Origin of the sequence: Candidatus Binatus sp. (genome assembly GCF_036567905.1) — a bacterium.
GTDB lineage: Bacteria > Desulfobacterota > Binatia > Binatales > Binataceae > Binatus.
This window is the reverse complement of sequence record NZ_DATCTO010000047.1, coordinates 23,989-48,779: the sequence shown is the minus strand read 5'-3', so window position 1 is coordinate 48,779 and position 24,791 is coordinate 23,989. Positions and strand designations below refer to the sequence as shown.

General features: G+C 63.6%; 20 protein-coding genes. 6 read left to right on the top strand and 14 right to left on the bottom strand.

Annotation, left to right across the window (positions count from 1 at the left end):
- Window positions 1–3 precede the first annotated feature (3 nt).
- From murG to mraZ, 9 genes are read right to left on the bottom strand one after another with little or no spacing between them, the layout of a single operon-like run.
- On the bottom strand, window positions 4–1,086 hold the full coding sequence (murG, locus tag VIO10_RS07875) for an undecaprenyldiphospho-muramoylpentapeptide beta-N-acetylglucosaminyltransferase (protein WP_331961924.1): 1,083 nt from the start codon (window positions 1,084–1,086) through the stop codon (window positions 4–6).
- Window positions 1,083–2,231 carry a putative lipid II flippase FtsW gene (ftsW, locus tag VIO10_RS07870; RefSeq protein ID WP_331961921.1) on the bottom strand — a complete coding sequence of 383 codons (1,149 nt, stop codon included), beginning with the start codon at window positions 2,229–2,231 and terminating at the stop codon, window positions 1,083–1,085. Before ftsW ends, murG begins: the two co-directional genes overlap by 4 nt.
- Entirely contained in the window at window positions 2,185–3,522 is a 1,338-nt protein-coding gene (gene murD / locus VIO10_RS07865; RefSeq protein WP_331961918.1) for a UDP-N-acetylmuramoyl-L-alanine--D-glutamate ligase, read from the bottom strand. The genes ftsW and murD overlap by 47 nt, the downstream gene beginning before the upstream one ends.
- Window positions 3,522–4,601, bottom strand: a complete 1,080-nt coding sequence (gene mraY / locus VIO10_RS07860; protein ID WP_331961915.1) for a phospho-N-acetylmuramoyl-pentapeptide-transferase — start codon at window positions 4,599–4,601, stop codon at window positions 3,522–3,524. Before mraY ends, murD begins: the two co-directional genes overlap by 1 nt.
- An 18-nt stretch (window positions 4,602–4,619) precedes the next feature.
- Window positions 4,620–6,158 (bottom strand): UDP-N-acetylmuramoyl-L-alanyl-D-glutamate--2,6-diaminopimelate ligase, encoded by a 1,539-nt coding sequence (locus tag VIO10_RS07855; protein WP_331961912.1) that lies wholly within the window; start codon window positions 6,156–6,158, stop codon window positions 4,620–4,622.
- A 3-nt stretch (window positions 6,159–6,161) separates the two neighbouring features.
- Window positions 6,162–8,258 carry a penicillin-binding transpeptidase domain-containing protein gene (locus VIO10_RS07850; RefSeq protein WP_331961909.1) on the bottom strand — a complete coding sequence of 699 codons (2,097 nt, stop codon included), beginning with the start codon at window positions 8,256–8,258 and terminating at the stop codon, window positions 6,162–6,164.
- On the bottom strand, window positions 8,255–8,542 hold the full coding sequence (locus VIO10_RS07845) for a hypothetical protein (RefSeq protein ID WP_331961906.1): 288 nt from the start codon (window positions 8,540–8,542) through the stop codon (window positions 8,255–8,257). Before VIO10_RS07845 ends, VIO10_RS07850 begins: the two co-directional genes overlap by 4 nt.
- A complete protein-coding gene (rsmH, locus tag VIO10_RS07840) occupies window positions 8,539–9,459 on the bottom strand; it encodes a 16S rRNA (cytosine(1402)-N(4))-methyltransferase RsmH (RefSeq protein WP_331962020.1) in 921 nt (306 codons plus the stop codon). The genes VIO10_RS07845 and rsmH overlap by 4 nt, the downstream gene beginning before the upstream one ends.
- Before the next feature lie 6 nt (window positions 9,460–9,465).
- Window positions 9,466–9,915 (bottom strand): division/cell wall cluster transcriptional repressor MraZ, encoded by a 450-nt coding sequence (gene mraZ / locus VIO10_RS07835; protein ID WP_331961903.1) that lies wholly within the window; start codon window positions 9,913–9,915, stop codon window positions 9,466–9,468.
- 323 nt (window positions 9,916–10,238) lie between these two features.
- Here mraZ and VIO10_RS07830 point away from each other — a divergent pair, with 323 nt between their 5' ends.
- On the top strand, window positions 10,239–11,039 hold the full coding sequence (locus VIO10_RS07830) for a family 16 glycoside hydrolase (RefSeq protein ID WP_331961900.1): 801 nt from the start codon (window positions 10,239–10,241) through the stop codon (window positions 11,037–11,039).
- A 96-nt stretch (window positions 11,040–11,135) separates the two neighbouring features.
- The gene (locus tag VIO10_RS07825; protein ID WP_331961897.1) at window positions 11,136–11,381 is read left to right on the top strand and encodes a hypothetical protein; all 246 of its coding nucleotides are present in this window, start codon (window positions 11,136–11,138) and stop codon (window positions 11,379–11,381) included.
- Window positions 11,382–11,410: 29 nt separating this feature from the next.
- Here the strand turns inward: VIO10_RS07825 and VIO10_RS07820 are convergent, their stop codons facing one another.
- The 5 genes from VIO10_RS07820 to VIO10_RS07800 form a co-directional block, all read right to left on the bottom strand.
- Window positions 11,411–13,834 carry a hypothetical protein gene (locus VIO10_RS07820; RefSeq protein WP_331961894.1) on the bottom strand — a complete coding sequence of 808 codons (2,424 nt, stop codon included), beginning with the start codon at window positions 13,832–13,834 and terminating at the stop codon, window positions 11,411–11,413.
- A gap of 253 nt (window positions 13,835–14,087) precedes the next feature.
- Window positions 14,088–14,810, bottom strand: a complete 723-nt coding sequence (locus tag VIO10_RS07815; protein WP_331961891.1) for a hypothetical protein — start codon at window positions 14,808–14,810, stop codon at window positions 14,088–14,090.
- Window positions 14,811–14,814: 4 nt separating this feature from the next.
- Entirely contained in the window at window positions 14,815–16,008 is a 1,194-nt protein-coding gene (locus tag VIO10_RS07810) for a CoA transferase (protein ID WP_331961888.1), read from the bottom strand.
- Window positions 16,009–16,030: 22 nt separating this feature from the next.
- Entirely contained in the window at window positions 16,031–17,194 is a 1,164-nt protein-coding gene (locus VIO10_RS07805; protein ID WP_331961885.1) for an acyl-CoA dehydrogenase family protein, read from the bottom strand.
- A complete protein-coding gene (locus VIO10_RS07800) occupies window positions 17,194–19,083 on the bottom strand; it encodes a DUF4838 domain-containing protein (RefSeq protein ID WP_331961882.1) in 1,890 nt (629 codons plus the stop codon). The genes VIO10_RS07805 and VIO10_RS07800 overlap by 1 nt, the downstream gene beginning before the upstream one ends.
- Window positions 19,084–19,211: 128 nt before the next feature.
- Between VIO10_RS07800 and VIO10_RS07795 the strand changes: the two genes are divergently transcribed.
- From VIO10_RS07795 to VIO10_RS07780, 4 genes are all read left to right on the top strand, one after another.
- Window positions 19,212–20,279, top strand: coding sequence for an Mrp/NBP35 family ATP-binding protein (locus VIO10_RS07795; RefSeq protein WP_331961879.1), 1,068 nt, complete (start codon window positions 19,212–19,214; stop codon window positions 20,277–20,279).
- A gap of 3 nt (window positions 20,280–20,282) precedes the next feature.
- Window positions 20,283–21,044 carry a glycosyltransferase family 2 protein gene (locus VIO10_RS07790; protein ID WP_331961876.1) on the top strand — a complete coding sequence of 254 codons (762 nt, stop codon included), beginning with the start codon at window positions 20,283–20,285 and terminating at the stop codon, window positions 21,042–21,044.
- Between the two features lie 84 nt (window positions 21,045–21,128).
- Window positions 21,129–22,880, top strand: coding sequence for an ABC transporter ATP-binding protein (locus VIO10_RS07785; protein WP_331961873.1), 1,752 nt, complete (start codon window positions 21,129–21,131; stop codon window positions 22,878–22,880).
- Between the two features lies 1 nt (window position 22,881).
- Window positions 22,882–24,723: an ABC transporter ATP-binding protein gene (locus tag VIO10_RS07780; protein ID WP_331961870.1), complete on the top strand. Its 1,842-nt coding sequence runs from the start codon at window positions 22,882–22,884 to the stop codon at window positions 24,721–24,723.
- The last annotated feature ends 68 nt before the right edge of the window (window positions 24,724–24,791 follow it).

Sequence of the window (24,791 nt, the reverse complement as noted above, 5' to 3'; positions counted from 1 at the left end):
CACTCACGCTGCTGCTTTCTCCGCAACTTCAAAACATATTCTGGCTACGTGGCGAGCTGCGTCCGGATGCGCCGCCTGATGCGCCCGCAGACCCATCTCGTCCAGCCGCGCCGGATTCCGGATCAGTGCCTCGAGTTCGCGCGCGAGATTGGATGCAAGCTGCTCGTCGTCGCGAACTATTATCGCTCCGCCGCGCTTTTCAATCACGCGCGCGTTGTGCAGTTGTTGCAAATCCTTATGGAACGGATAAGGCACAAAAATGGCCGCACGCGCGCCAAGAGCAATGTCCGTGACCGTCATCGCGCCTGAACGCGCGATAACCAGATCGGCGCGATGCAGGGCGTCGGCGACGTCGTCGATAAACGGCGCCACCTCAGCCGCGAACCCCATTTCGCGGTATGCACTCCTCACCAACTCCTCATCCGCCTCCCCGGTCTGGTGGACAACGTTCAAATTTATAACACTTTTTCCGCAGATTTTGAAAGCCCCTACAACACCAATGTTGAGGCGATGCGCTCCCGATGAACCGCCTAAAACAAGGATTTGTAATTGCCCAGCCTCCCGGCGCGATCGGTCAGGCTGGTATTCAAAGCGGGTCGGATTGCCCGTGACCGCGACTTTAGAAGAACTGAAATAAGCCGCGCTGTCGCTGAAGCCGACGCAGATCTTGTCCGCGAATCTCGCCAGCATCCGATTCGCCAGACCCGGCCGCGTGTTCTGTTCCATCAACACCAACGGTGTCCGCGTCATGATCGCCGCCGCACCCATCGACGCCGACGCATATCCACCCGCGCTCACCACAATGCTCGGACGAAAGCGCCTGATCAGCGACAGCCCGAGCCCAATCGCGCGAATAAATTCCACCGACGCGCGCGCCCGCTCGATCGCGCTATGCCCGCGAATTCCGTGCATCTGGAATAATTCGTACCTGTGCCCGCTCTTCGGCAACCACTTCGCCTCGAGACCCGCGCTCGTGCCGACAAACAGCACCTCGATGCCGGGACGCTCGCGAATCAGTTCCTCGCCCAGCGCGACCGCCGGGAAAAGATGTCCTCCGGTGCCGCCGCCTGCGATTATCACCTTCATCGCACCGCCGGCCGGCGTCCGAGCGCCAGGAGCGCGCCCAACGCCGCCATCGCGATGATGATCGAAGTGCCGCCGTAACTCAGGAACGGCAGCGGCAGCCCCTTGGTCGGGATCAGTCCGATCACCACCGACATGTTGATCAGCGCTTGAATCGAGAGCAGCGCGGTCAGTCCCACGGCCAGCAAGCTCGCGAACGGATCGGGCTCGTCGTGCGCGATTCGCATCCCCCGAAACAGAATCACCAGGAAGAGCGCGATCACAACGGCCGCCCCGACCAGGCCGAACTCCTCGCCAACCACCGCGAAAACAAAATCGGTGTGCGCCTCCGGCAGATAGAACATCTTCTGCCGTCCCGCGCCGAGACCTACGCCCCACTTGCCTCCTTCGCCGAGCGCGATGAACGATTGCACCAACTGGAAGCCGGCGCCGCGCGCGACCGACCATGGATCGAGAAACGTCGTCAGCCGCTTCATGCGGTACGATTTCGCCGCCGCCTGGAACACCAACAGGCCGATTGCCCCGCTGCCCGCGGCCGCAAGATGCTGCCAGCGCGCGCCCGCCGCCCACAGCATCGCGAACAGAATCAGCGCGATCATCACGGTACTGCCGAAGTCCGGCTGCTTCAGAATCATCAGCGTGATCGGCCCGACGATCAGAAAAACCGCCAGCGGCCCATGCTTGAACTCGCGAATCCGCTCCTGCCGCTTGCTCAGGAACCTGGCGAGAAAAAACACCAGCGCGAATTTAACCAGCTCCGACGGTTCCGCGACCACCGGCCCCAGCTTGAGCCATCGCCGCGCGCCGCCCTTTGTCAGCCCGAGCCCCGGAACGTAGAGCAGCGCCAGCATCACGAGCGACACGATAAACAACGGCATCACGATTCGCCGCAGACCCGCCACCGAGAATTGCGACAGCAGCATCAAAATGATGAGGCCGGCCGCGATGTGCGCCAGGTGAAGCTTGAAGAAATGGAAGCCGTCGCCTTTTTTCTCGATGCCGAGAAAGTACGTCGTGTTCAGCACCATCAGCAGCCCGAGCAACAGCAGCGCCGCCGCCGGCAGCCACAGCCACGGGTCGGGACGCCGATACGTTACCGCGTCAAAGCGCCCGAACCAGCTCTTTATATACGTTGCCGCGTTCCGCATAGTCCTTGAACTGATCGAAGCTCGAGCACGCCGGCGACAGCAGCACCGTGTCACCCGGGCGCGCCGCGCGCGCCGCATGTTCGACCGCCTCTTTGAGAGTCGCCACCAATTCGATCTGCGTCGCACCTTCGAGCGCCGCCGCCATCTTGTCCCGCGCCGCTCCGTTCAAAATCGCAAGCTTGACCTTCTCGCCGAGCGGCCGCCTCAGCGGCGCGTAATCTCCGCCCTTGTCGAGACCGCCCGCGATCAGAATTATCGGCCCCGCGATCGCATCGATCGCCTCGACCACTGCGCCGACGTTGGTCCCCTTCGAGTCGTCGATATAAGTCACGCCGCCACGGGCATGGACGACTTCGATTCGATGCGCCAGCCCGCGAAACGACGCGAGCGCGCGTTCGATTTCTTCAGCCTCGACACCAAGCGCGAGCGCCGCTGCCGACGCCGCCATCGCGTTGGATAGGTTGTGCCGCCCACGCAGGCGAAATCCTTCAAGGCTGATTCGCCCGCGACGCGCGGCGTCGAAATCCAAATCGAAAACGATCGCGTTTGATCGATGGTCGAACCAAATCGACGCCCCCGATTCGCCGCGGGCGCAGCCGAAGCCGATCACTCGCGAGCGCACGCGGTTGGCGAGCTTCCATACATTGAGATCATCGCGATTCAGAATTGCGTAGTCCGAAGCCTGCTGGTTTTCGAACAACCGCGCTTTCGCGCGCCCGTAGTCGGCGAGATCGCGATAGCGATCGAGGTGATCGTCGCTCAGATTCAGATGCACACCGGCGTGCGGCCGGAATTTCTCGATCCATTCGAGCTGGAAACTCGACACCTCGGCGACCGCGACTTCCCACTCGCCGTCGACCGCGTCGATTAGCGGCGTGCCCAGGTTGCCGCCGACGAACGTGCGCCGACCCGATGCCTTCAAAATCTCGCCCAGGAGCACCACGACCGTGCTCTTGCCGTTGGTGCCGGTGACCGCGGCGATTGGCGCCTGGAGGAAGCGGCCGGCGAGTTCGATTTCTCCAATTACCGGAATTCTCCGCTCGGTCGCAGCCCGCAGCAGAATCGAATCGCGTGGTACTCCCGGACTCGTGACGACCAGGTCGATGTCGTCCATCCAGACCGGATCTTCGGGTCCCAGTTTCAGCGCGCCTGCAGGCAGTTTGCCGCGCTCGACGCCGACACGTCGATCCGTCATCACGAGTTTCGCGCCGCGCGAGGCAAGGAACCGCGCCGCGGCGACTCCGCTGACTCCCAGTCCCACCACCATCACGCGCTTGTCCGACAGTTCCATCAACGCAGCTTCAGCGTGCTCAGTGCGACCAGCGCACACACGATCGACACAATCCAGAATCTGATCACGACCACGGTTTCGGGGATGCCCTGGAGTTCAAAATGATGGTGCAGCGGCGCCATCAGGAAAAACCGCTCATGCGTCGCCTTGAAATAGTAGCGCTGAATGATCGTTGACACCGCCTCTGCGACGAACACTCCGCCGGCTATTACCAGCGCCAGTTCCTGCTTGGCCAGCACCGCCACCGTTCCGAGCGCCCCGCCCAGCGCCAGCGCGCCCACGTCGCCCATCATCATCGAAGCCGGGTACGCGTTGAACCACAGGAAGCCAAGCGACGCGGCGATCACCGACGCGCAGAAAATCGCAACCTCGCCGACGTTGGCGATATACGGTATCTGCAGGTAGCTGGCGAACTTGATGTTGCCGGCGACGTAGGTGAACGTCCAGTAGGTGAACGCGACGGTCATCACGGGTCCAATCGCGAGACCGTCGAGTCCGTCGGTCAGGTTCACCGCATGCGAGCATCCCACGATCACGACCATCGCGAACGGGATATAAAACCACCAGTGCAGATCGGGATGAACGTTCTTCAGGAACGGCACCGTCAGATGCGTGTCGAAGCCGAGATACAGGAACAGCCACGCCGCCGCGATGAACGCGCACGAAAATGACCAGGCCAGCTTGGCCGGGCCGCTCAGTCCCATTCCTTTGCCGCGCGTGAGCTTGAGGTAGTCGTCGCTGAAACCGATCGCGCCGAAGGTCAGGGTCACGAAGATCGCGATCCAGACGTACGGATTGAGGATGTTGGCGAGCAGCAGCGTCGCCGCCAGCATCGACGCCACGATCAGCAGACCGCCCATCGTCGGCGTGCCGGCTTTCTTTTGATGCGCCGGCGGAACGACTTCGCGAATCGTCTGACCGATACGCAGCGTGCGGAACCGGTCGATCAGAATCGGTCCCAGAGCCAACGACAGCGCCAGCGCCGCCAGCCCGGCCAGGACCGATCGCAGCGTCTCGTACCTGAGCGCATTGAAGCCGGAATAATATTTGTGCAGGGGGTAGAGCAGCAGGTAGAGCATCGCGGGGCTCGCCGAGTATCAACTCTGCCCGCCGCCGAGTTGCGCTGCAATCTCGCGGACGACGACCCGATCGTCGAACGGGAGTACGCGCCCCGCCACCAACTGATAGTCCTCGTGCCCCTTGCCCGCGATCAAAACCGCGTCGCCCGCCGCCGCGATTCTGAGCGCGATAGCGATCGCGCTGCGCCGATCCGGCTCCACGATATATCCGCCACGCATCGAAGCAATCTCAAGTTTTTTCGGACTGCCGATTCGCGCACGTCCCGCCGCGATCAATCCCTGCTCGACCTCGGCAATTATCGCCATCGGATCTTCGCTGCGCGGATTGTCGGAGGTCAGCACCGGGAGATCGGCGAGCCTTCCCGCAATTTCACCCATGATCGGCCGCTTGCCGCGGTCGCGGTCTCCGCCGCATCCAAACACGCAGATGATCCTGCCCGCGCCGATGCGACGGAGCGCCGTCAGCACCGCCTCCAACGCGTCGGGCTTGTGCGCGTAATCGACCAGCACCGTGACCCCGGGTTTCGCCGGTATCGCTTCGAGTCTGCCGGGGGCCCCTGGGCATCGCCGCACCCCATCCGCCACCGCCCCTGATTCGACACCCAGGGCCGCCGACAGAGCCGACGCGCCCAGGATATTGAGCAAATTGATTTCGCCGATCAGCGGCGAATCGATTTCGATTTTTTTGCCGAGCACCGACAGCGTCGCGCGAAGTCCGCTCAAGTCCGCGTCGAATTTCTCGGGATGCACGTCGAGCGAGCGGTCCAGCCCGAAGCTTATTTTCGAGCCCTTGACCGATTCGAGCACGCGTTGGCCGAACGGATCGTCGCCGCGCACCACCGCGACGGTGTCTGCGCGCCGGCTGCGCGGCAGTATCTCAGTGAACAGGCGCAGCTTCGCCGCGAAGTAATCCTCGATCGTCGCGTGATAGTCGAGATGGTCGCGGCCCAGGTTGGTGAACATGCACGCGCGAAAGCTCAGCGCATCGACCCGCCCTTCGGCGAGGCCAATCGACGACACTTCCGCGACCGCGTGCCGCACGCCCTCGCGCTCCATTTGCGCCAGCGCCGACTCGAAGTCGATCGACTCGGGCGTGGTGAGTCCGCTGTAGATTTTCATCCCGGCGATGAAAATACCAATCGTGCCGATGATCCCGGCGGGCATGCCGGCCGCCTCGAAAATCGACGCCAGGATGTAGCTGGTGGTGGTCTTGCCGCTGGTTCCGGTGATGCCGATCAAATCGACGCGCTCGCTCGGCGCACCGAAGAAACGCGACGCGGCCGCGCCCATCAGCAGACGCGGCCGCTCGCTCTCGACCAGGGTCACCGCGGGGCGCGCCGTTGCACCATCCCATCCCCCAACCACCACAGCGCGCGCCCCACGGTTTAATGCATCGTCAATGTTCGCCCGGTTCCGCTTTGGGTCGCGGGCGGTCGAGAAGTACAGATGACCGGGCCTCGTCTGACGCGAGTCGTAGCTGAGGCCCGTGATTTCCACGTTCAGGTCGCCGTCGATTCGACGGAGGTCGAGTCCTTTGAGCAATTCACCAAGTTTCACTTTTCACTTTCGCCCGGCCAGCCCGCCGGCGGCGCTGAAATACGACGCGGGAACGACGCCGGACTGCGTGGCCATTGCCGCGCCGGCTTCACTGTCCGCGACAATCGGCGCGAGCGTCAGTTTCACCGTCGAATGATTGAGCGGCGCGCCGGCGCCCGGCTCCTGCGCGACCACGTAGCCGCCGCCATGCACATCGACGTTGACCCGCGAGATTCGCGCCAGCTCCATCGCACGCCTGAGACTTAAGCCCGCGAAATTGGGCGTCGCCCGCGTCAGTTTCGAACCCGTCAGCACGGGCAGATAGTCGTCCACCTCGGCGGCCGCCGCAGCCGCGGTCTTCGGGTCCGAATTCCGGCCCGCCGAATCCTTGCCGAAATCGGGCATCGGGATCATGCCGGCTGTATCGTAGGGCTGACTGGGCGCGGTGATATTCAAATCACGAACCGCGCCCTGCGCGATTTCGCTGAACACCGGCGCCGCGATCAATCCGCCGAAATGTTCGTGGCCCACATCGTACAACGCCACCAGGATCAGGAGGCGCGGATCGTCGGCGGGCAAGAATCCCACGAACGACGACACGTGGCGATTCTGATAGTAGGCGCCGTTTTCCGGATTCACCATCTGCGCCGTGCCGGTCTTGCCCGCCACGATAAACCCGTCAACCCGCGCCTTGGCCGCGGTGCCGCCGTCGGACATCACTACGTTGCGCAGCAGGAGGTTCATCTGATGCGCGATATCGGGCGCAATCGCGCGATGGAGCACTTGCGGCGTATGCGTAAGAATCGCGCGGCCCTGCGCGTCGTAAGCAGCCCTCACCACGTACGGGCGGATGATATTTCCACCGTTGGCGATCGCCGCGTACGCCACCGCGAGCTGAATCGGCGTGACCGCCACGCCCTGCCCAAAACCGTGATTGGCAAGGTCTATTTCTTTCCATCCGGCCGGTTTGCTGAGCAGCCCCGACGCTTCGCCGGGCAAATCGATTCCGGTGCGCGATCCGATTCCAAATGCGCGCAGTCCCTCGTAGTAGCGGTCCGAGCCGAGCGTCAAGGCGATCTTCGCCGCGCCGATGTTCGACGACACTTCGATTATTCCGCCGAGATTGAGCCATCCGTGACGGCTGTGATCGTGGATGGTGCGCCGGCCGATCGTGAAGTGACCGTCCTCGCAGTAGAATTGGCGATCGAGCGTGATCGCGTGATCGGCCAGCGCGATCGAGCCGAGAACTCCCTTCATCGTCGAGCCCGGCTCGAACGCATCCTCCACCGCCGGGTTGTGCAGACGGTCGTGGACGCCGGCTCCGCCGGCGCTGACGTTGGCCATCGCGATCACTTCGCCGGTAAACGGATCGAGCACAATTGCGCTGCCGCGCTTCGCGCCGCTCTGAACTACTTCCGCCGCCAACTCGGCTTCGGCCAGCGATTGGATCGACGAATCGATCGTCAGCTCGAGCTGCGCGCCCGGCTCCGGCGCCTTGAGCGCCAGCGGGCTGTCGAAAATCGGATGGCCGAGCGCGTCACGATAGAAGCTCAGCTCGACCGCTTCGCCCCGCGCCAGCTTGTCGTATTGCAACTCCAACCCGGAGAGCCCCTGGCCATCCATCCCCGCCAACCCCACCACCGACGCGGCCAGGTTGCTCTCCGGGTAAAACCGCTTGTATTCGCTGATCGTGCCGATACCGTCGATTCCGAGCGCTTCCGCGGCCTGCGCCCTGTCCGGCGAGATTCGACGCTCGAGCCAGACGAACGGCGCGTCCTTGTTCAGCTTGGATTCGAGCGAAATCGGCAGCATCATCAGGACTGCCGCGAGCTTCAACCGCTCGGCCCGGGTGCTTGACTCGAGCACCCGGCGCGGCCGCGCGTAAACCGACCGGGTCTCGGCCGATAGCGCGAGCGGCTCGCCGTTGCGATCGACGATCGGTCCGCGCACCGCCGCGAGTTCGGTCTCTCCGGTATGTTCGTGGCGGGCGAGCGAGTTCAATCGCGGCCCATATATCGCCACCAGCACCACCAGCCGGATTACCGCGAGACCGAACAGCGCCGCCAGCGCGAGCGTGAGTGCTCCGATGCGAGTGCGCCGCTGCTTGAACGATGTATTCACGGGAGCATCACCACCTGCCCGCGGCCGGGCGGCGCAAGATGATATTGCGGCGCGAGCGCGCGCAGGCGATCGTGCGAGCTGAGCTGCGCGGCGGTCAGGCGCAGCGCGCGATTTGCGTCCTGCAGCTTGTCGATTTCATCGCGCAGCGCCGGAAGTCGATAACCTTCTCGCGTCACTTCCAGCCGTATCATCAACGTCGCGAATCCCACGACCGCGATCAGCGCGCCCAGCACCGCAGGCACCGCCTTCGACGGCCGCCGCGTCGGCTTAACCCGCGCGCTCATGGTGCGCTCCGTTCGATGCATCGGACCTTTGCGCTGCGCGCGCGCGAATTGCGCGAAGTTTCCGACGACGACGGCTTGATCACCTTGCGCGCAATCGCCGTGTAGCCACCGGCGCGCACCAACTCCCGAAAGCGCTCCTTGACCGGACGGTCTTCGAGCGAATGATACGAAATAACCAGCATCCGGCCGCCCGGATTCAGCATCGCCGGGCCGTCGCGCAGCAGCGCCGCGAGACTTTCCATCTCGTGATTCACCGCGATTCGAAGCGCCTGGAAGGTGCGGGTGGCAGGATGCGCTCCGCCGCGGCGATGCGCTCCCAGCGCGCGCTCGACGATCGCGCGCAATTCGCCCGTGGTCTCGATCGGACGGCGCCGGCGCGCCTCGACGATCATCCTCGCTATCCGCCGCGACGCCCGCTCCTCGCCGTAGGCATAGATGATGCGCGCGAGCTCGTCGGCGCTCTCTTCATTGACGATGTCTTGCGCGCGGATCGCCTGCCGATTATCCATCCGCATGTCGAGCGGACCGTCGAGCCGAAATGAAAAGCCACGCTGCGGATCGTCGAGCGCGTAGCTGCTCATGCCCAGGTCGGCGAGCATCGCGTCGGCGCCATCGAAGCCGTGTTGCTTCATCACGGCCGCGACTTCGCCGAAGTCCGCCCGCTCCAGCACCACGCGATCGCCGAACTGCGCCAGCCGCTCGCGCGCGACTGCCAATGCCGCCCCGTCGCGATCCAGCCCGAGCATCCGCGCCCCGGTCGCGCGCAGCATCGCCTCGGCATGCCCTCCGGTGCCGACCGTCACGTCGACGAACGCGAGCGGACCGTGTGCGGACAACAGCCCGCACACCGCCTCCACCATCACCGGCACATGCCTCCGGTCCGCCGCGTCGTCTTCGTGTATCGCCGCCAGATTCATCACTCGTCACAGACCCAGCTTCGAAAAAAATTCCGGATCCAATATCTTCTCCTCGGTGGCCTTCAAAACCTTCTCGAGGATCTGCTTGTCCCAAAGTTGAAAATGATCCTGCCGCGCCGAAAACGTCACCTCGCGATCGAGCGCCGCATATTCGCGCAGCTTGGGCGGAATCAGAATCCGTCCCTGCCGATCCACGGGCACCTCATGCGCTCCGCCGATGATCAGCGTCTCGAACACCTGCACCCGCGGATCGAATCTCGGCTTGGTTCGCAGATGCGCGTTGAGCGTCTCCCACTGACTCGGCGGATACAGCGCCAGGCAACGCTCTCCGTCGAACGGGAAATTGGTGATATAAAGACGATCGTGATTCTCGCGCTGGAGAACTTCGCGAAACCGGGCAGGGATACTCACCCTCCCTTTCTCATCGATCGAATGGTCGAACCGACCGTTGAACACCGTGTCTCCTCCCCAGTGTCCCACAACATCCCACTCTGCCCCACTTCAGTCAAGCGATCGACGCATCCTGCAATGCAATAAACTGACTATCAGCTCAAATAGTTACTAATCGAAGAAAAAGCGAAACTGAGTCTCCATATTGCTATTTGGCGCGAAGCTCATGTTGTTGGGGCATTCCAGCAATCGGGCGGCCTGCACGTTCACTGAAAAGGGTCGGCTTGACAGCAACGCCATTCATTGGCGAAACTCGCGCCGACTGGCTGGTCGATCCACCACATTGGGAATTACGACCCTAAAGCTCATCGGGGGCGGAGAGAGGATAGATGAAGACGGGAAATTCTTGGCTGCGAAGCGCCGCAGTCGTCGCAGCAGGCATAGTAATGACGGTGCTGGTCATCAGCCCTGCCGCTCATTCAAGGCAAAAAAAGAAAGCGGTCGCGACACCGACCGCCACCCTGACGCCGACCGCCACGCCGACCCCTGAAGTTCACGTGTGGGATTTCGATCAGGACAAAGCCGGGGCAGTGCCCGCGGGATGGAAACCGCTTGAAGGCGATTGGCAGGTGATTGCCGATCCGAGCGCGCCGAGCAAGCCCAATACATTCGGCTTGCCCGCCGGCCGTCTGCTCAAGTCGCTGACCAGCGCGCTCGAGTATTACCCAATGGCAATTCAAACCGATCCGACTGAGTATTCCGACTTTACTCTCGAAGCTCAGTTCAAATCTGCCGGCGGACGCTTCGATTGCTCCGGCGGTCTCATTTTCCGCTACGTTGACGACAAAAATTTCTACCTGCTTTCTGCGGGATGCCCCAGCGATTACTTCGCGCTGTCGCGGATGACCAACGGGCAGCTCGTCTCGCTCAAGCAGAGCGTCGTGCCGACCGACAAGGACACCTGGTACCGGCTCAAGGTCACGGTGCAGAGCGGGCACTTCATGTGTTACGACGATGACAAGATGATCTTCGATTTCGACGAACACAAAATAGCCAAAGGCAAAGTCGGACTCTGGGCGCGCGACGATTCGCAGGCGCAATTCGACGACGTGAAGATCACGGTCCTTGCCCCAGACGATAGCGCAGCGAGCGCCGCGCCGGCCGCGCCCGCCGCGTCACCGTCGCCGTAGTTGATTGGTTCTGAGATCCGCCGACGCGATAACAGTATTGCCAGGCGCCCGCGCGATGGTTGCATCCGGGCGCCTTGCAACTTACTCTGAACCCTGATGGAAACCGTCGAAGATAAAGCCCGCGTCGAGCTTCGCCTCCAGCCGCTGCGCGGTCTTCCTCTGGTCAAGGAAGTCGCCGGCGCAGTTGGCCGGGCGTTGGGTCTGACCCTGCTGTGGGGACTCGAAATCGTCCGCGATTCGTACTTCCGCCTGCTCGATCGTCTCAACGTTCGCCCGCGCCGCAAACGCGCGAGCGCGTTTCCTCCCGGCCAACCGAAAAGACGCAACGCCCGCGCTCGCTAGCCGAACTCCCGCGCGCGCGCCTTTTGTTTTTATCTCGAGCGAAGCCTGCGAAGCCGAGGCGATCCCGGATCCGCCGTCTCATTCTCGTCGAGCACCTGCGCCAGGTATCGCGCGAGCTTTTCGTCGAGCACCCGTACCAGCGCGTCAGTCTGCGCGGCTTGCGTGATCTTCAGAAATCCTTCGAGGCGATGCTCGCGGTCGTGAATGCGAATCAGCCGCGCGATCATGCTTTGCGACAGGGCTGCCAGTTTGATCTCGAGCGCGCGACGAATCCCCTCCATCGCTTCCTCGAGTTCCGCCTGTGGCGACGCCGCGCCCAGCTGAAACCCGCAGCTCGAACATCGCGGCGTCGTCTCGGGCGCGATTGCGTCCTTAAGCTCGCATCGCACCACGCGCGCGCTTAGCTCCGCCACCCGCGCCCCCAGATGCGCGCCTTCGGGGGGACCCAGCGCGGCGATCGCGTTGAGCCGGGTGAGCGCGTCGAAGTACCGCCGCGCGTCGCCGGCGACCAGCTCCAGCCGCTCCATCTTCACGCGCCATCGCGCATGCGCGCTCAGATAACACTGCACGTACGTCCATTTGAATTTTTGAAAGCGTGCTTCCAACGCGTCCAGACTGCGCGGCGGGCCCGTCAGGATTCGCGGCCCAAGCTCGACTCGGAGCAGTTCGCACTCGGTCTCCAGGGAAACGACCGCCGAATCGCGCGAGGCGCCTTCCAATAAGCCGGCCTCGCCCGGCGCCGCGCGCAGTCCCGTCGCGGTGAGAAACTCGCGCATCGAGCGCATCCGCGGGATCGAGTCGCAAGCGGCCGCGATCGCCTCGTACACGCCGGCGATTCGGATGGCCGACGCAAGATACGCTCGATCGGCCGCCGCCTCGAGCATCGCCGCCGCGCCCGATTCCGCAAGCGCGATATATTCCGCGATCGCCGCGCGATTAGCCGCGGGTATCTCGAGGTTCGCTTCCGCCAGCGCCGACGCGAGCAGGTTGCGCGTGCGGATTGCCGCTTCGACCGCGCCAGCCATCGCGGCTCCGAGCCGTTTCAGGCTTGCGCCCAGTCCGTCGCGGTCGCGCACGAGCGTAAGCCGCGGATCGAATCGCCGCGCCAGCTCGAGCGCCGCGTTGAACGCCGCGAGCTCCGGCGCGCCGGCGGCCTCCGGGTCGAACCGGGCCGCATCGGTTTCGAAACGGATGACGCCGCCGGTGGAGACCTCCAATCGGCGCAACAGCGCCCGCACGGCCGCAAGCGTGCGCTCATCGGCGGTACCGCCGCGCGCGACCATCGGCACTCGCGACTGCAGTTCTTCGATCGCCAGCGCCGCCGTGCCGCCGCACACATTCTCCATGATCAGCGAGTCGATTATTTCGCGCGCGAGGTCCTTCTCGTAGCCGTCCAGATCGGCGGTCCGGTCGCGCGCAATCTTCCACGCGGCGCGCCCGGTTTCAGCCAGGAGCGCCTTGACCTGGCTTGAAATTACCGCGTTCATCGTCAGGTCGGGTGGGTAGATCAGCCGCGCCGGCGACTGGCCGGCGCCGGCGAGGCTCGGCGAGGACAACACTTCGCGCGCCAGGCGCGACAGCGATACGATCGTTGCGGGATCGGAACTTTCAGCACCTGGATTGGGACGGGTGGCGATTGCTCGAAGCGCGCTCAGTGCCACCGGATGAAACGGGAAAATCGCGTCGGGCGGCAATCCCGCCGTATCGATTCCCGCGTACGCGACGGCGGGGTCGAGCTCGGCATCTTCGACCAACCGTCGCGCGCGCCGCACCGCGATGATCGTTTCCTCGTTCGCGTCGCGCGGCGCCACCGCAAGCGCACGCGCCGCTTCCGGAGCCGTCGCGCGCCCGGCTGCGATCACGGTGAACTTCACCTGGCGGAAAGACGCGGCAACTTGAGCCAGCATTCTAAAGAATTCCGCCGCCGACTCGCATTGCGACGCTGCGAAATCTATGGCGACCGTTACCGCCCTGACTCCTGTCCGCCCGGCGGTCTCCAGCCCCACGTTCAACGCCGCCGCACCGCGCATCTGGCGGAAAAGATCGCCCGATGCGCGCGGGTCGCCGCCGATTTGCTCGGCCAAAACGCTCAGCAGGAGCAGTTCGATTTCTGCCGCACTCACCCGCCCGGCCAGCTCGAGCCCGCACACCAGGCGCCGGATGTTTTGCGCGTCCAGCGCGCCGGCCCGCCGCTGCAGCGCGATTACGTAGTCAACGAAATGCGTCTTGCCGCATCCTGCCGGGCCGCCGATCCAGAACACCGCCCCTTGCGGCTCAGCGATATGCTGATTGAGGACTTCCCACGAGCGTTCGGCTGCGCGCGTGAACACGTAGCTGGCGACGGTCGAGACGCGCGGCGACGTCTCCAGTCGCAATCGTTCGGGTGCAGGCGGCTCGAGTTCGAACCAGCGCCGCGCGTCCGCGCGCCGCCTCACGCCCTTCTGCAACTCCATCCGATGAGACTATAAGAGCAGTCAGCATTAGTAAGAGTAGTCAGCATCAAAATGTCACGATATGCAGACCAAAATGTGGACTTTCTGTCACTCTAGGAACCAATTCCACATCGACATGGGATAATTCGCTTAATTGAATGCGAAATCCGCCGTGGGCTTGCAGGGGTGACGGCAGCGCAGGATTAAGCTGTAGGCAGGGGCCGCGCCCGCCAACGGCGGGCGGCCTTAATACCGGGTGCAGGGCTCAGCCCTGCTACTGCTTGCACTCGTTCCATGTCTGCGACGGCGCGTTGTTGTAGTTGAATCTCAGGCACGCGACTGACGCGCACGCAGTAACCAAATCCGCCGTCGGCGGCACGTTCGCGTTCTTCATCAGCCACAGATTCAGCTCATTGACCATCTGCGGACCAAACCCGTTCAGCTCCGGGACAACTACGATGTAAAGTGCGTCCTCCCGGCGCCGCGCGGTTGACCACGAGCCCCGCCGCTCAAGCGACGGGAACGCCTGCATCCTGTGATGCGTGGCCGGTCCCTCGACCACCTTCCAGTTGTTCGCGATCTCAACCGCCAGATAACGCGGGAACTCGTCGGTCAGATCGTGGACATCGGTGTCGCCGGGCCGTTCCACGCCGGACGCGCAAGAACGAACTTCGTTCCAGTAACGATCGATCGCCAGCGCCGCGGCCTTCCTCGCGGCCTCGGTCTTGTACTGGCCGTTGGTCTTGACCCGAATTCCGGCGGGCGTGACCAGGTCGGTCGCGAATTCCGTTGGCGAGAGCTGAAGCGGCCGTGTCCCGACTTCAGCCGGGGCGCCAGTCTCGTTGGGCGGATAGCCAGTTGATTGCGCAGGCTCGCACGCGACTAGCGCATTCGAGATCGCCAGCGCCAATACGGCCGCCGACGCGCGCCGGATCGCCGCGCGAAAACGCCCGCGCGCGGCTCCACGCCTGACCCCATCCGCTGGTGCGGCGCGCATCCGCTCAGACGACTCCGGCGCGCTTGAGGCGTTCGAGTTCGTCGGCGCCAATTCCGATCGACGCGAGCACCTCGGCGTTATGCTCGCCAAGCTCGGGCGGCCGGCGCATCGGCCGTCCGTCTTCGGGCGCATCGGACATCTTGATAGGAGTGCCGCCGACGCGGATTGAACCGCGAGTCGGATAATCGCTATCGATAAGCATCCGGCGCTGAGCGGTTTCAGGATCGGCGATCACTTCCTCGACCGTGCGCACCGGCGCGCACGGGATTCCCGCCTCGATCAGTCCCTCGACCATCGCGTCGCGCGGCTGCGCGCTGGTCCAATCGGAAACGATCGCGTCGAGTTCGTCGGCAATCTTCAGCCGTTCGCCATGATTCCTGCATCGCGGATCGGCGATCAGATCTTCGCGGTCCATCAATTTCGCCAGCGTGCGCCAATGCGCTTCGGTGAGGCAAAAGATCAGTATCTCGCCGTCGCGCGCGGGATAGAGATTGGTCGGGCATGCGCCCCAATGACGATTCCCCATCCGCTTGAACTTCATCCCTTGCAGCGCGGGCGCAACCGCGCTGGTCAGCGCGGCGATCGCCACGTCGAGCATCGCGACTTCGACATGCTGTCCGCGGCCGGTCCGCCCGCGATGTATCAGCGCGGCCAGGATTCCGCTCACCAGATGACTCCCGGTTCCCATGTCGATGAGAGTGGCGGGGGTCTTCACCGGATGGTCGGGAAATCCGGTGACACTGATGAATCCCGACGACGCCTGGATCGTATTGTCCATCGAGCCCAGCTTCGCGTACCTGCTGTCCGAGCCGTAACCCTTGCCCGACGCGTAAATCAGCCGCGGAAACCGCGCGGCGATCTGCTCGTAGCCCAGTCCGAACGACTCCATCACGCCGTCAAGATAGTTTTCGACGAGCACGTCGGCGTGCTCGAGCAGTTTGAGCACGATATCCTGCCCGCGCCGATCCTTCAGATTGATCGTGACCGAGCGCTTGTTCGCATTGAGCATCAGGAACGAGTAACCGGCGCCGCCCGGCGGGATTTTCGGCTGGCGCAGCACTTCGCCGGTCACGGGTGGCTCGATCTTGATGATATCGGCGCCCATCGCCGCAAGTTGCAGCGTGCAGTACGGCACCGCGTACACCTGTCCCAGATCGATCACCCGGACTGCGTCAAGCGGCAACCCCGGCAGACTCATCGTGGCTCTCCTTGTTCGGTCTTCATCGCAAAAGCGAGCGGGCGATCACCATCCGATGCACTTCGCTGGGGCCTTCGCCGATCCGGCGGATGCGCGCCTCGCGGTACCATCGCTCGATGGGAAACTCCTTGCTGACGCCGTAGCCGCCATGAATCTGCACGGCGCGATCGATCACGCGGCCGAGCACTTCGCTCGAATAGAGCTTTGCGATCGACGCCTCGGTGCGGAAATCCTCGCCGCGATCGGCCTTCCACGCCCCTTCCCACGTCAGCCACCGCGCCGCGCGCAACTCGACCTCCGAATCCGCGAGCATCCACTGGATAGCCTGCCGCTTGGCGAGCAGTTCGCCGAAGGTGCTGCGCTGCTTGGCATGATCGATCGCCATCCTGAGCGCCGCCACACCCACCCCGACGTTGCACGCCGAGTAGGGAAAGCGCAGCCGCGTCAGCAGATCGAGGCATAGATTCAGGCCCTCGCCCTCGGGCCCGAGGCGATTCCCGATCGGCACGACGCAATCTTCGAACTGAACCTCGTTGGGCACCGCCGAAGTGCGCAGCGTGCGAATCGGCCGCGGCGTGAATCCCGCCATGCCCTTGTTGATTATGAAGCAGGTGATTCCCTTGCGGCCGGCCTTGGCGTCGGTGCGGGTGAAGACGACGCCCCACTCGGCCTCGTGCGCATGCGAAATGAAAATCTTGGTGCCGTTGAGGACGTAGGTATCGCCCTGGCGCACCGCTTTGCACTGGATCGCGCCGGCCGGATCGGAACCGCCCGACGGCTCGGTGATCGCAAAGAAGGTGTGCCAGGCATTCTTGATCGTGCCGCCGGCGTAGGTGCGCTTTTGTTCGTCGTTGCCCGCGTAGATCACCGGCGGCGGCGTGCGCCCGAAGACCCCGCATCCGGGGTTGTAGAGTCCCATCCGATGCTGCGCCATTTCCTCGGTCAGCACGCACATGTCGAAGGTGCCCAGGCCGCCGCCGCCGTACTCGCGCGGCGCGCCCATGCACCACATCCCGGCGGCTTGCACCTTGCGCGCGATCGGCCAGAATTCATCCGCGGGAATTTCGGGCGCGTCGGGATCGATCCGCGCTTCGATCGGGATAATCTCCTCGCGGATTATCTTCCCTACCTGGTCGCGAAGCGCGCTGAGTTCCGGCGACAGTACGAATCCATTGTCAGCGTTCATCAGAACAGTTCCTCCGGCGGTTTCCCGTCTCCATCGAGCCCGCGCGCAAGCGCGCTGAGCCATAGCTCGCGGATCCATTCGAGATCGTAAGCGCCCCAGGTCCCCTTGATTTCGGGATCGATCTCGCGGATGCGCTCGATGGCGCCCGCGACTTTCGCGATGGCGGCTTTGCCGCGTATCCGGCGATCGGCGCCCGCCTCTCCGATTGCCCCGAGATAGTCAGACAGTCCCGCGAGCACGTCGCTGCTATAGCGCCAGAGATCCTTCTCGGCATCGGCGCGGGGGGTATCCAGGCTCAGCGCAATCTGGTCGGCCGCGGCAATCGCTTCGTTGAACGTCAACGCGGCTTCCCGCAGTTCGTTTCGCTTGCGCACGGCCTTCTCGGGCGCCATCACCGGGCTCATCACGTCGGCATAGTCGAGGCACAGCTTCGACGCGCGCTCGACCGCGCGATAGGCAGCGGCCATCTCCGGGGCGCATCGCGGATGCCGGCCGGCGGACGTTTCAACCAAAGTGGCGTCAGGCTCGAAATCGGGATCTCGCGAGCCGCGAACGAATGCCTCGAGGTTCACCGGATAAGCCATCGCGCTGTACGCACCAAAAGTCAGGCACGAAATGCTCGCAATCCCCAGCCGCCGATAGGCGCGGAGATCGCGCGCCACTACCGCAGGCGTCGCGAAGCCCAAGCCGCCGAACAGGATCGCGTCGGCGTAATACTCGAAGACGTGACCGCGACCGTTGAAGATTTCGATGTAGCGTTTGAGCGATTCGAGGTAGCGCGGATTGATCTCGCAGGCCGGATCGTCGATCGCATGGCTGTAGCATCGCTCGCGCGGTGCCCATTCGAGCCATACGTTGTCCAGCGGACGCAGGCCGGGATGCGGATCGATGGTGTCGTGATAGGCGAGATAGGCGACTGGCGGAGCATTGGAGTCATCGGCGAGTGCGCCAGCGATTGCATTGACAACATCCATGTATTGGATCTGCGGCGGGAGCTCGCGGCATTGACCGCATCGGCACCACGCGCCGCGCCATACGTCGGCGCCCCAGATGTGCAGCAACCGGTTCTCGGGATGCTCGTGAACGTAGGCGAGCGCGCCCGCGCGGACGATAGCAACGGCGTCGGGATTGGAGACGCAGAGATTGCCGCGCGCGATTCTAACGCCGTCGTCGCCGGCCGGGAAATACTCCGGGTGCTCGGCGAAGCGCTCGCGCGGCAGCAGAAGTTGGATGACGTGGCCGCCGTATTCGACGTCTATTCCTCGCTCGCGCAGGAGCGGCGCGATCTCGTCGATCTTGAGCCGCGTGTCGTGCGCGTGGCGGATGTACGAGAATGCGTTGATCCCGCGGCGCGCCATCCATGGGATGAATTCGCGATCGTGGCGAAGATGCAAATCGAGGCGGTCGGCGAAGTTGTAGTTCCAGGTCATGATGTCGGACACGAATGCGCGGCGCTTGAAGGCGGGAGTGACGCGCCAGGGTCGCAGCGCGGCAAGGCGGGCGGAATCGATCCGCGGATACGATGGCGCCGCGCCCGGCGGAAAATCCGCGCCGAGCTTTTCGAGCAGATTCGATGCCGCATGGATTAGTCCGCCCTCCGTCGCGGCGCGAATCACGATCGATCCAGCGCCACCGCCTTGCCGCGAGACGTCGAAGCTGTCGCCTTCGAGTGCGCCAGGCGATGCGGGCGCGGCAGCCACCGAATCGCCGAGGTCGATTCTCATTTCGGCGCTTGGAATCGACGCGTCGGCGGACGATTCGATCCTGGAGGCGAGCATCGCCGCTAGTCCGCTCGACAGATCGCCCGCGGCGAGCGCCGCTACTTCGCCACCGGCGCCGCTGAAGCGGACTCGGGGACAAAAGGGCGCGGCGACGCCTGCTTTACTCACTTCTTATAGAACTCCCGATGCGTTCGACCCGTCGTTTTTCCGCAGGTCCCGGAATGATAACATGAGCGTCGCGCTTTGATAGCGTGGCCGCATTCTAATCGAAACCATCGACAGGTCCGATCCGCACAATGCCGAGTCCAAATGAAATTCTCGCCGAACTCAAGAAGATAAAATACCCGGGCTTCACCCGCGACATCGTGTCGTTCGCGATCGTCAAGGATATCGAAGTCGCGTACGCGGGCGTGACTGTCTCGCTCACGATGGCGTCGGCCAACCCCGAAGTCGTCGAGAAAATCGTGGCTGAGGTGAAGGCGGCGGTTGCTGCGATGCCGGGCGTGCCGGCCGTCAACGTCCAGGTCGAGCAGGCTGCGCCAAGCGCGCCGAGGGCTGCGGCCGGGATAGCGCAGCCGCGGACAATCGCGGGCGTCAAGCACATCGTCGCGGTCGCCAGCGGCAAGGGCGGAGTCGGCAAATCGACGGTCGCGGTGAACCTCGCGCTCGCGATGCATGCGCTGGGATGGCGCGTCGGCCTGATGGACGCCGACGTGTACGGGCCAAGCGTGGCGATGATGGTCGGGGTCGAGAAGGCGGTGACGCTCACGCCCGAGCGGCGCATGATCCCTCTGGAGCGGTACGGAATTCGCTACATATCGATGGCGCTGTTCATCAACGACGAGACCGCGGTCATCTGGCGCGGGCCGATGGTGACCAAGCTCGAGACGGAATTTCTGTTCAACGTCGAGTGGGGCGAGCTGGATTGCCTGGTGCTCGATCTGCCTCCCGGCACGGGTGACGCGCAACTGACCATCACCCAGCGCGTGGCGCTTGACGGCGGCGTGATCGTGACGACGCCGCAGGAGCTCGCGCTGCTCGACGTCAAGCGCGGCGTGGCGATGTTCGAGGAAGTTCACGTGCCGGTGCTCGGCGTGGTCGAGAACATGAGCTATTACGTTTGCCGCAAGTGCAACCATCGCCACGAGATTTTCGGCCACGGCGGCGGCGCCGCGCTGGCGCATTCGCTGGGCGTGCCGTTTTTGGGCGAGCTGCCGCTGGTGCGCGAACTGCGCGAGGGGGGAGACAATGCACGCCCGATCGTCGCGGCCAACCCGGCGCATACGATGAGCGCGGCGTTCAAGTCGATTGCCTCGAAAGTGATCGAAGGACTCGACCGATCGCAAGCGCAGCACGCGTCTTAGCGGATGTCAGAGCGGCCAAAGATTTCGCTGATTACGATTACCCGCGACGAAGCGGCGCTGATCGGCCAGTGCCTGAAGAGCGCGTGGTTCTGCGACGAGAAAATCATCATCGATTCGTTCTCGACCGACAAGACGGTCGCGATCGCGCGCAGCCTCGGCGCCGACGTCGTGCAGCACGAGTTCACGAACTACGTGAAGCAGAAGCAGATGGCGCTGGATCGGGCGACGGGAGATTGGGTGCTGCTGATGGATGCCGACGAGCAGGCGACGCACGACCTCGGCGAGGAAATTATCCGCACGGTATCATCGCCGGCGCCCGCCGACGGCTACCGGATTCGGCGCATTCTGTACCACCTGGGGCATTACTACTCGCACGCGATTTATCCGGACACGCCGGTGCGCCTGTTCCGCCGCGAACGCGGGCACATCGGCGGCCGCGATCCGCACGACAAGGTCGTAGTCGAGGGACGGGTCGCGCGGCTGGACGGGCAGATTTTGCATTTCAGCTACCGCGATATTGCCGATCACGTGGCGACGATTAACCGGTTCAGCTCGCGGGCGGCGATGGAGCAGGAGCCCGGCGCGTTCACGCCGTTCAAGATGATCGCGAATCCGGCGTGGCGGTTTTTTAATTTTTATATTCTCCGCGGCGGGTTTCGCGACGGCGGACGCGGATTGTACGCCGCGATGACGGCCGCGTTCTACGTGTTTCTGAAATACGCGAAGCTCTACGAGCGCCGGCTGAAATCGCGCACCGGGCTGTGAGCCGTGTGCGGGCCGAAGCGGTTGAAACTTCGGTGGTTTGCCACTTCTATCGCGCCGCAGACCTGATAATTTAACCGACAGCCCATGAAACGACTGCTCTTCTACGCGCGACGCTACTGGTTGCGATACGCATTCGGGATCCTTTGCACGTTCGCGAACGCCACGCTCGCGATGATCATCCCCTTGTTCGTCCGCGACGCGATAAACGCCACCGACAAGCATCGATTCGACCTGGTCGCGCATTACGCGGAGTTGATGATCGTTTTCGCGCTGATGCTGGGAACCGTCCGCTGGTTCTCGCGCTTCGTTATCTTCAACGTCGGCCGCGATATCGAATACGACTTGCGCAACGATCTATTCCAGCATCTCACCACGCTTGGCGCCGACTTCTACCAGAAGTTCAAGACCGGCGACCTGATGTCGCGGATGATCAACGACCTGACCGCGGTTCGAATGATGGCGGGAATGTTCGTGCTGTCGGTCTCGAACACTCCGCTGACCTACGGGCTCGCGCTGGTTTTCATGAGTTCGCTCAACCCGCGCCTGACCTTGTTCGCGATCATTCCCTACCTGGTTTTGTTCGTCGCGATCCGCTGGCTGATGCGCAAGATGATGATGCGCAGCCTGAGAGTGCAGGAGGGGATCGCGGCGATCGGATCGAAGGTGCAGGAAAGCTTGGCCGGTATCCCGGTCGTCAAAGCGTACACGCTCGAGGAGCACGAGGCCGGGCTGTTCCGCAAGATCAACGACGCTTACAACGAGCAGGGACTCGCGCTGGCCCGCACCCGCGGCGCGATGATGCCGATGATTCGCGGCGCGGCGGCGACCTCGACGATGGTCGTGCTGATTTACGGCGGCTCGCTGGTGATGAACGGACGAATGTCGCTCGGATCGCTGGTCGCGTTCCTGAGCTACCTGGGTCAGCTCGCGTGGCCAACCATCTCGCTTGGATGGATGCTGTCGATTTATCAGCGCGGCAAGGCCTCGATGAAACGTCTCGACGAGATTTTCAACGCGCGCGGCGCCGATAGCGTCGCCGGCGAGGAGCTCAAGCTCGAGATAAATGGGGCGGTCGAATGGGAAGGCGTCTCGTTCAGCTACCTGGCGAATAATGGCGACGGAGCCAGCGGAAAGATTCCCTACGTGCTCAAGAACATCAACGTCAAAGTGGGCGCGGGAGAAAAGCTCGCGATTGTCGGCCGCACCGGCTCGGGAAAATCAACCATGGTCAAGCTGCTGGCCCGCCTGCTGCAACCGACCAAGGGACGAATACTGCTCGACGGCCGCGACGTAGAAGAGATGGCGCTGGGCGCGCTGCGGCGAACTGTGGGAATGGTCCCGCAGGAGCCGACGCTGTTCACGGACACGCTCGCGCGCAACGTCGCATTCGGAAAGACCGACGCGTCGATCGATGAAATCAAGAACGCTGCGCGCATCGCGGGACTCGAGCCGGACATCGCGGTGTTGCCGCATGGGCTCGACACTATCGTCGGCGAACGCGGCATGGCGCTGTCGGGCGGGCAGAAGCAACGCGTCACTATTGCCCGGCTGCTCGCCTACAATCCCGCCGTCGTCGTGCTGGACGACGCGCTGTCGAGCGTCGATACCGAAACCGAAAAGGCGGTGCTGCAGAGCCTGGAGCAGAGCGTGCAGGGCCGCACCACCATCGTGGTTTCGCATCGCGCGTCCACGGTGCGCGACTCCGATCAGATCGTGGTGCTCGAGGACGGGGAGATTGCCGAACGCGGCACCCACGAGCAACTGATGGGTCGCCGCGGAATTTACGCGGAGCTGTTCCGCCGCCAACTGCTCGAAGAGGAATTGAGCCGCTACTGAGATGCAGGTCGCCGAGGAAAAGCCGCTCGTCAGCAACTACGATGCCGCGCTGGTGCGATGGGTGTGGCAGTTCATCCGTCCATACCAGCGGCTGTTTTGGCTGGCGACGTTTCTGATGCCGCTCGACACCGCGTTTTTGCTCGCACAGCCATACGTCATCAAGCTTACGGTTGACGAATTTCTGTCGGGCGCGCACGGCGCACGGCCTCCGGCATGGCTCGCGACGCTGTTTCGTGGGTCAGGCGGACACGGCCTGTTCGTGATGGGTGCTTTGTATCTGCTGCTGGTGATCGGCGAGTTCGCCGCGTTTTACGCTCAGTTTTACCTGATGATGATGGTCGCGCAGTTCAGCCTTTCCGATCTTCGGATGGCGCTGTTTCGCAAGGTCGAGCGTTTGCCGATGTCGTTCTTCGATCGCACGCCGGTCGGCAGACTGGTCAGCCGAATGACGACCGACATCGATTCGATCAACGACATGTTCTCGGCGGGATCTTTGACGATCTTCATCGACGCGATGACGCTGGTCGGCATCGTGACGATTATGTTCAGCCTGAGCCCGCGGCTGGCGTTGGCGGCGCTGTGCGCGATTCCGCCGCTGACGCTGGTCATTTATTTTCTGAGTTCGAAATCGCGCATCGTGTACGGCCAGATACGGGACCGTCTCGCCGCGTTGAACGCCTACCTGTCCGAATCGCTGGCCGGCATGATGATAGTGCAGCTCTTCACGCGCGAACGCGAAAGCCGCCGCGAGTTCGACGCGCTCAACCGGCGTTCGCGCGACGTGCAGATGATGGCCAACGTTTACGAGGCCGCCCAATTCTCAGCGGTGGAGGCGCTCAGCTCCATCACGGTCGCGGTGATACTGTGGATCGGCGGCGGCAGCGTGATTCGGCACCTGGTGACGCTGGGCACGCTGATCGCGTTCATCCAGTACGCTCAGCAGTTTTTCATGCCGTTGCGCGACATCTCGACCAAGTACAGCGCGCTCCAATCGGCGCTCGCGGCGGTCGAGAAAATCCACGCCTTGATGGAAGGCGAGAAGATGCTTCCGGTGCCTGCGCATCCGAAGCGGCCGGCGGTCTCGCGCGGGGCGATCGTGTTCGATCACGTCACTTTCGAATACCGTGCGAACGAACCGATACTGAAAGACCTGAGCTTCACGGTCGAGCCGGGACAGAAAATTGCGATCGTGGGGCCGACCGGCTCGGGCAAAACCACGATCATCAAGCTGCTGAATCGTTCGTACGACGTGACCGGCGGGCGAATCCTGGTTGACGGCGTCGATGTGCGCCAGTGGGACCTCGGCGCTCTTCGCCGCGAAATCGGATACGTGCAACAAGACGTGTTCCTGTTCGCCGGCGATGTGCTGGAAAACATCCGGCTCTCGCGCACCGACTTGAGCGAATCCGAAGTGCGCGATGCGCTGCGGCGCGCGCAGGCTTTACGATTCGTCGAGCGGTTGCCGGGCGGGCTGGGCGAGCAGATCCGCGAGCGCGGCGCGAACCTGTCGGCGGGTCAGCGCCAACTGCTGTCGTTCGCGCGCGCGCTGGCGTACAACCCGCGAGTCCTGGTGATGGATGAAGCGACCTCGAGCGTGGACAGCGAGACCGAGCGGCTGATCCAGCTGGCGCTGAACGAGTTGCTGGCGGAGCGCACCGCGGTCGTAATCGCGCATCGGCTATCCACCATCGAGCGCGCCGATCGGATCATGGTGCTGGGCACAGGCGTGCTGCGCGAAAGCGGCACGCATGACGAACTGCTCGCACAGCGCGGACTCTACTACCGGTTATTCGAATTGCAGTACGCCGCAATGGCAAACAGCGACCGCCTTGTGGCGGGCTGACGCCGGCCTGTGGTGGACGCAGAAGTGGCTGGCACGACGCGGCGGGCGGCGCGGGCGCGACTTCAGGC

Bases quoted from the DNA above. Each gene is read 5' to 3' on its own strand.
- mraY (WP_331961915.1), bottom strand. From the start codon at position 4,601: ATGCTCTACCTGCTGCTCTACCCCCTGCACAAATATTATTCCGGCTTC.
- VIO10_RS07785 (WP_331961873.1), top strand. From the start codon at position 21,129: ATGAAACGACTGCTCTTCTACGCGCGACGCTACTGGTTGCGATACGCA.
- VIO10_RS07845 (WP_331961906.1), bottom strand. From the start codon at position 8,542: ATGAGCGCGCGGGTTAAGCCGACGCGGCGGCCGTCGAAGGCGGTGCCT.
- VIO10_RS07810 (WP_331961888.1), bottom strand. From the start codon at position 16,008: ATGAGTCTGCCGGGGTTGCCGCTTGACGCAGTCCGGGTGATCGATCTG.
- VIO10_RS07825 (WP_331961897.1), top strand. From the start codon at position 11,136: ATGGAAACCGTCGAAGATAAAGCCCGCGTCGAGCTTCGCCTCCAGCCG.
- VIO10_RS07815 (WP_331961891.1), bottom strand. From the start codon at position 14,810: ATGCGCGCCGCACCAGCGGATGGGGTCAGGCGTGGAGCCGCGCGCGGG.
- murG (WP_331961924.1), bottom strand. From the start codon at position 1,086: ATGAAGGTGATAATCGCAGGCGGCGGCACCGGAGGACATCTTTTCCCG.
- VIO10_RS07780 (WP_331961870.1), top strand. From the start codon at position 22,882: ATGCAGGTCGCCGAGGAAAAGCCGCTCGTCAGCAACTACGATGCCGCG.
- VIO10_RS07830 (WP_331961900.1), top strand. From the start codon at position 10,239: ATGAAGACGGGAAATTCTTGGCTGCGAAGCGCCGCAGTCGTCGCAGCA.
- rsmH (WP_331962020.1), bottom strand. From the start codon at position 9,459: ATGAATCTGGCGGCGATACACGAAGACGACGCGGCGGACCGGAGGCAT.
- VIO10_RS07805 (WP_331961885.1), bottom strand. From the start codon at position 17,194: ATGAACGCTGACAATGGATTCGTACTGTCGCCGGAACTCAGCGCGCTT.
- VIO10_RS07790 (WP_331961876.1), top strand. From the start codon at position 20,283: ATGTCAGAGCGGCCAAAGATTTCGCTGATTACGATTACCCGCGACGAA.
- VIO10_RS07795 (WP_331961879.1), top strand. From the start codon at position 19,212: ATGCCGAGTCCAAATGAAATTCTCGCCGAACTCAAGAAGATAAAATAC.
- murD (WP_331961918.1), bottom strand. From the start codon at position 3,522: ATGGAACTGTCGGACAAGCGCGTGATGGTGGTGGGACTGGGAGTCAGC.
- ftsW (WP_331961921.1), bottom strand. From the start codon at position 2,231: ATGCGGAACGCGGCAACGTATATAAAGAGCTGGTTCGGGCGCTTTGAC.
- VIO10_RS07820 (WP_331961894.1), bottom strand. From the start codon at position 13,834: ATGGAGTTGCAGAAGGGCGTGAGGCGGCGCGCGGACGCGCGGCGCTGG.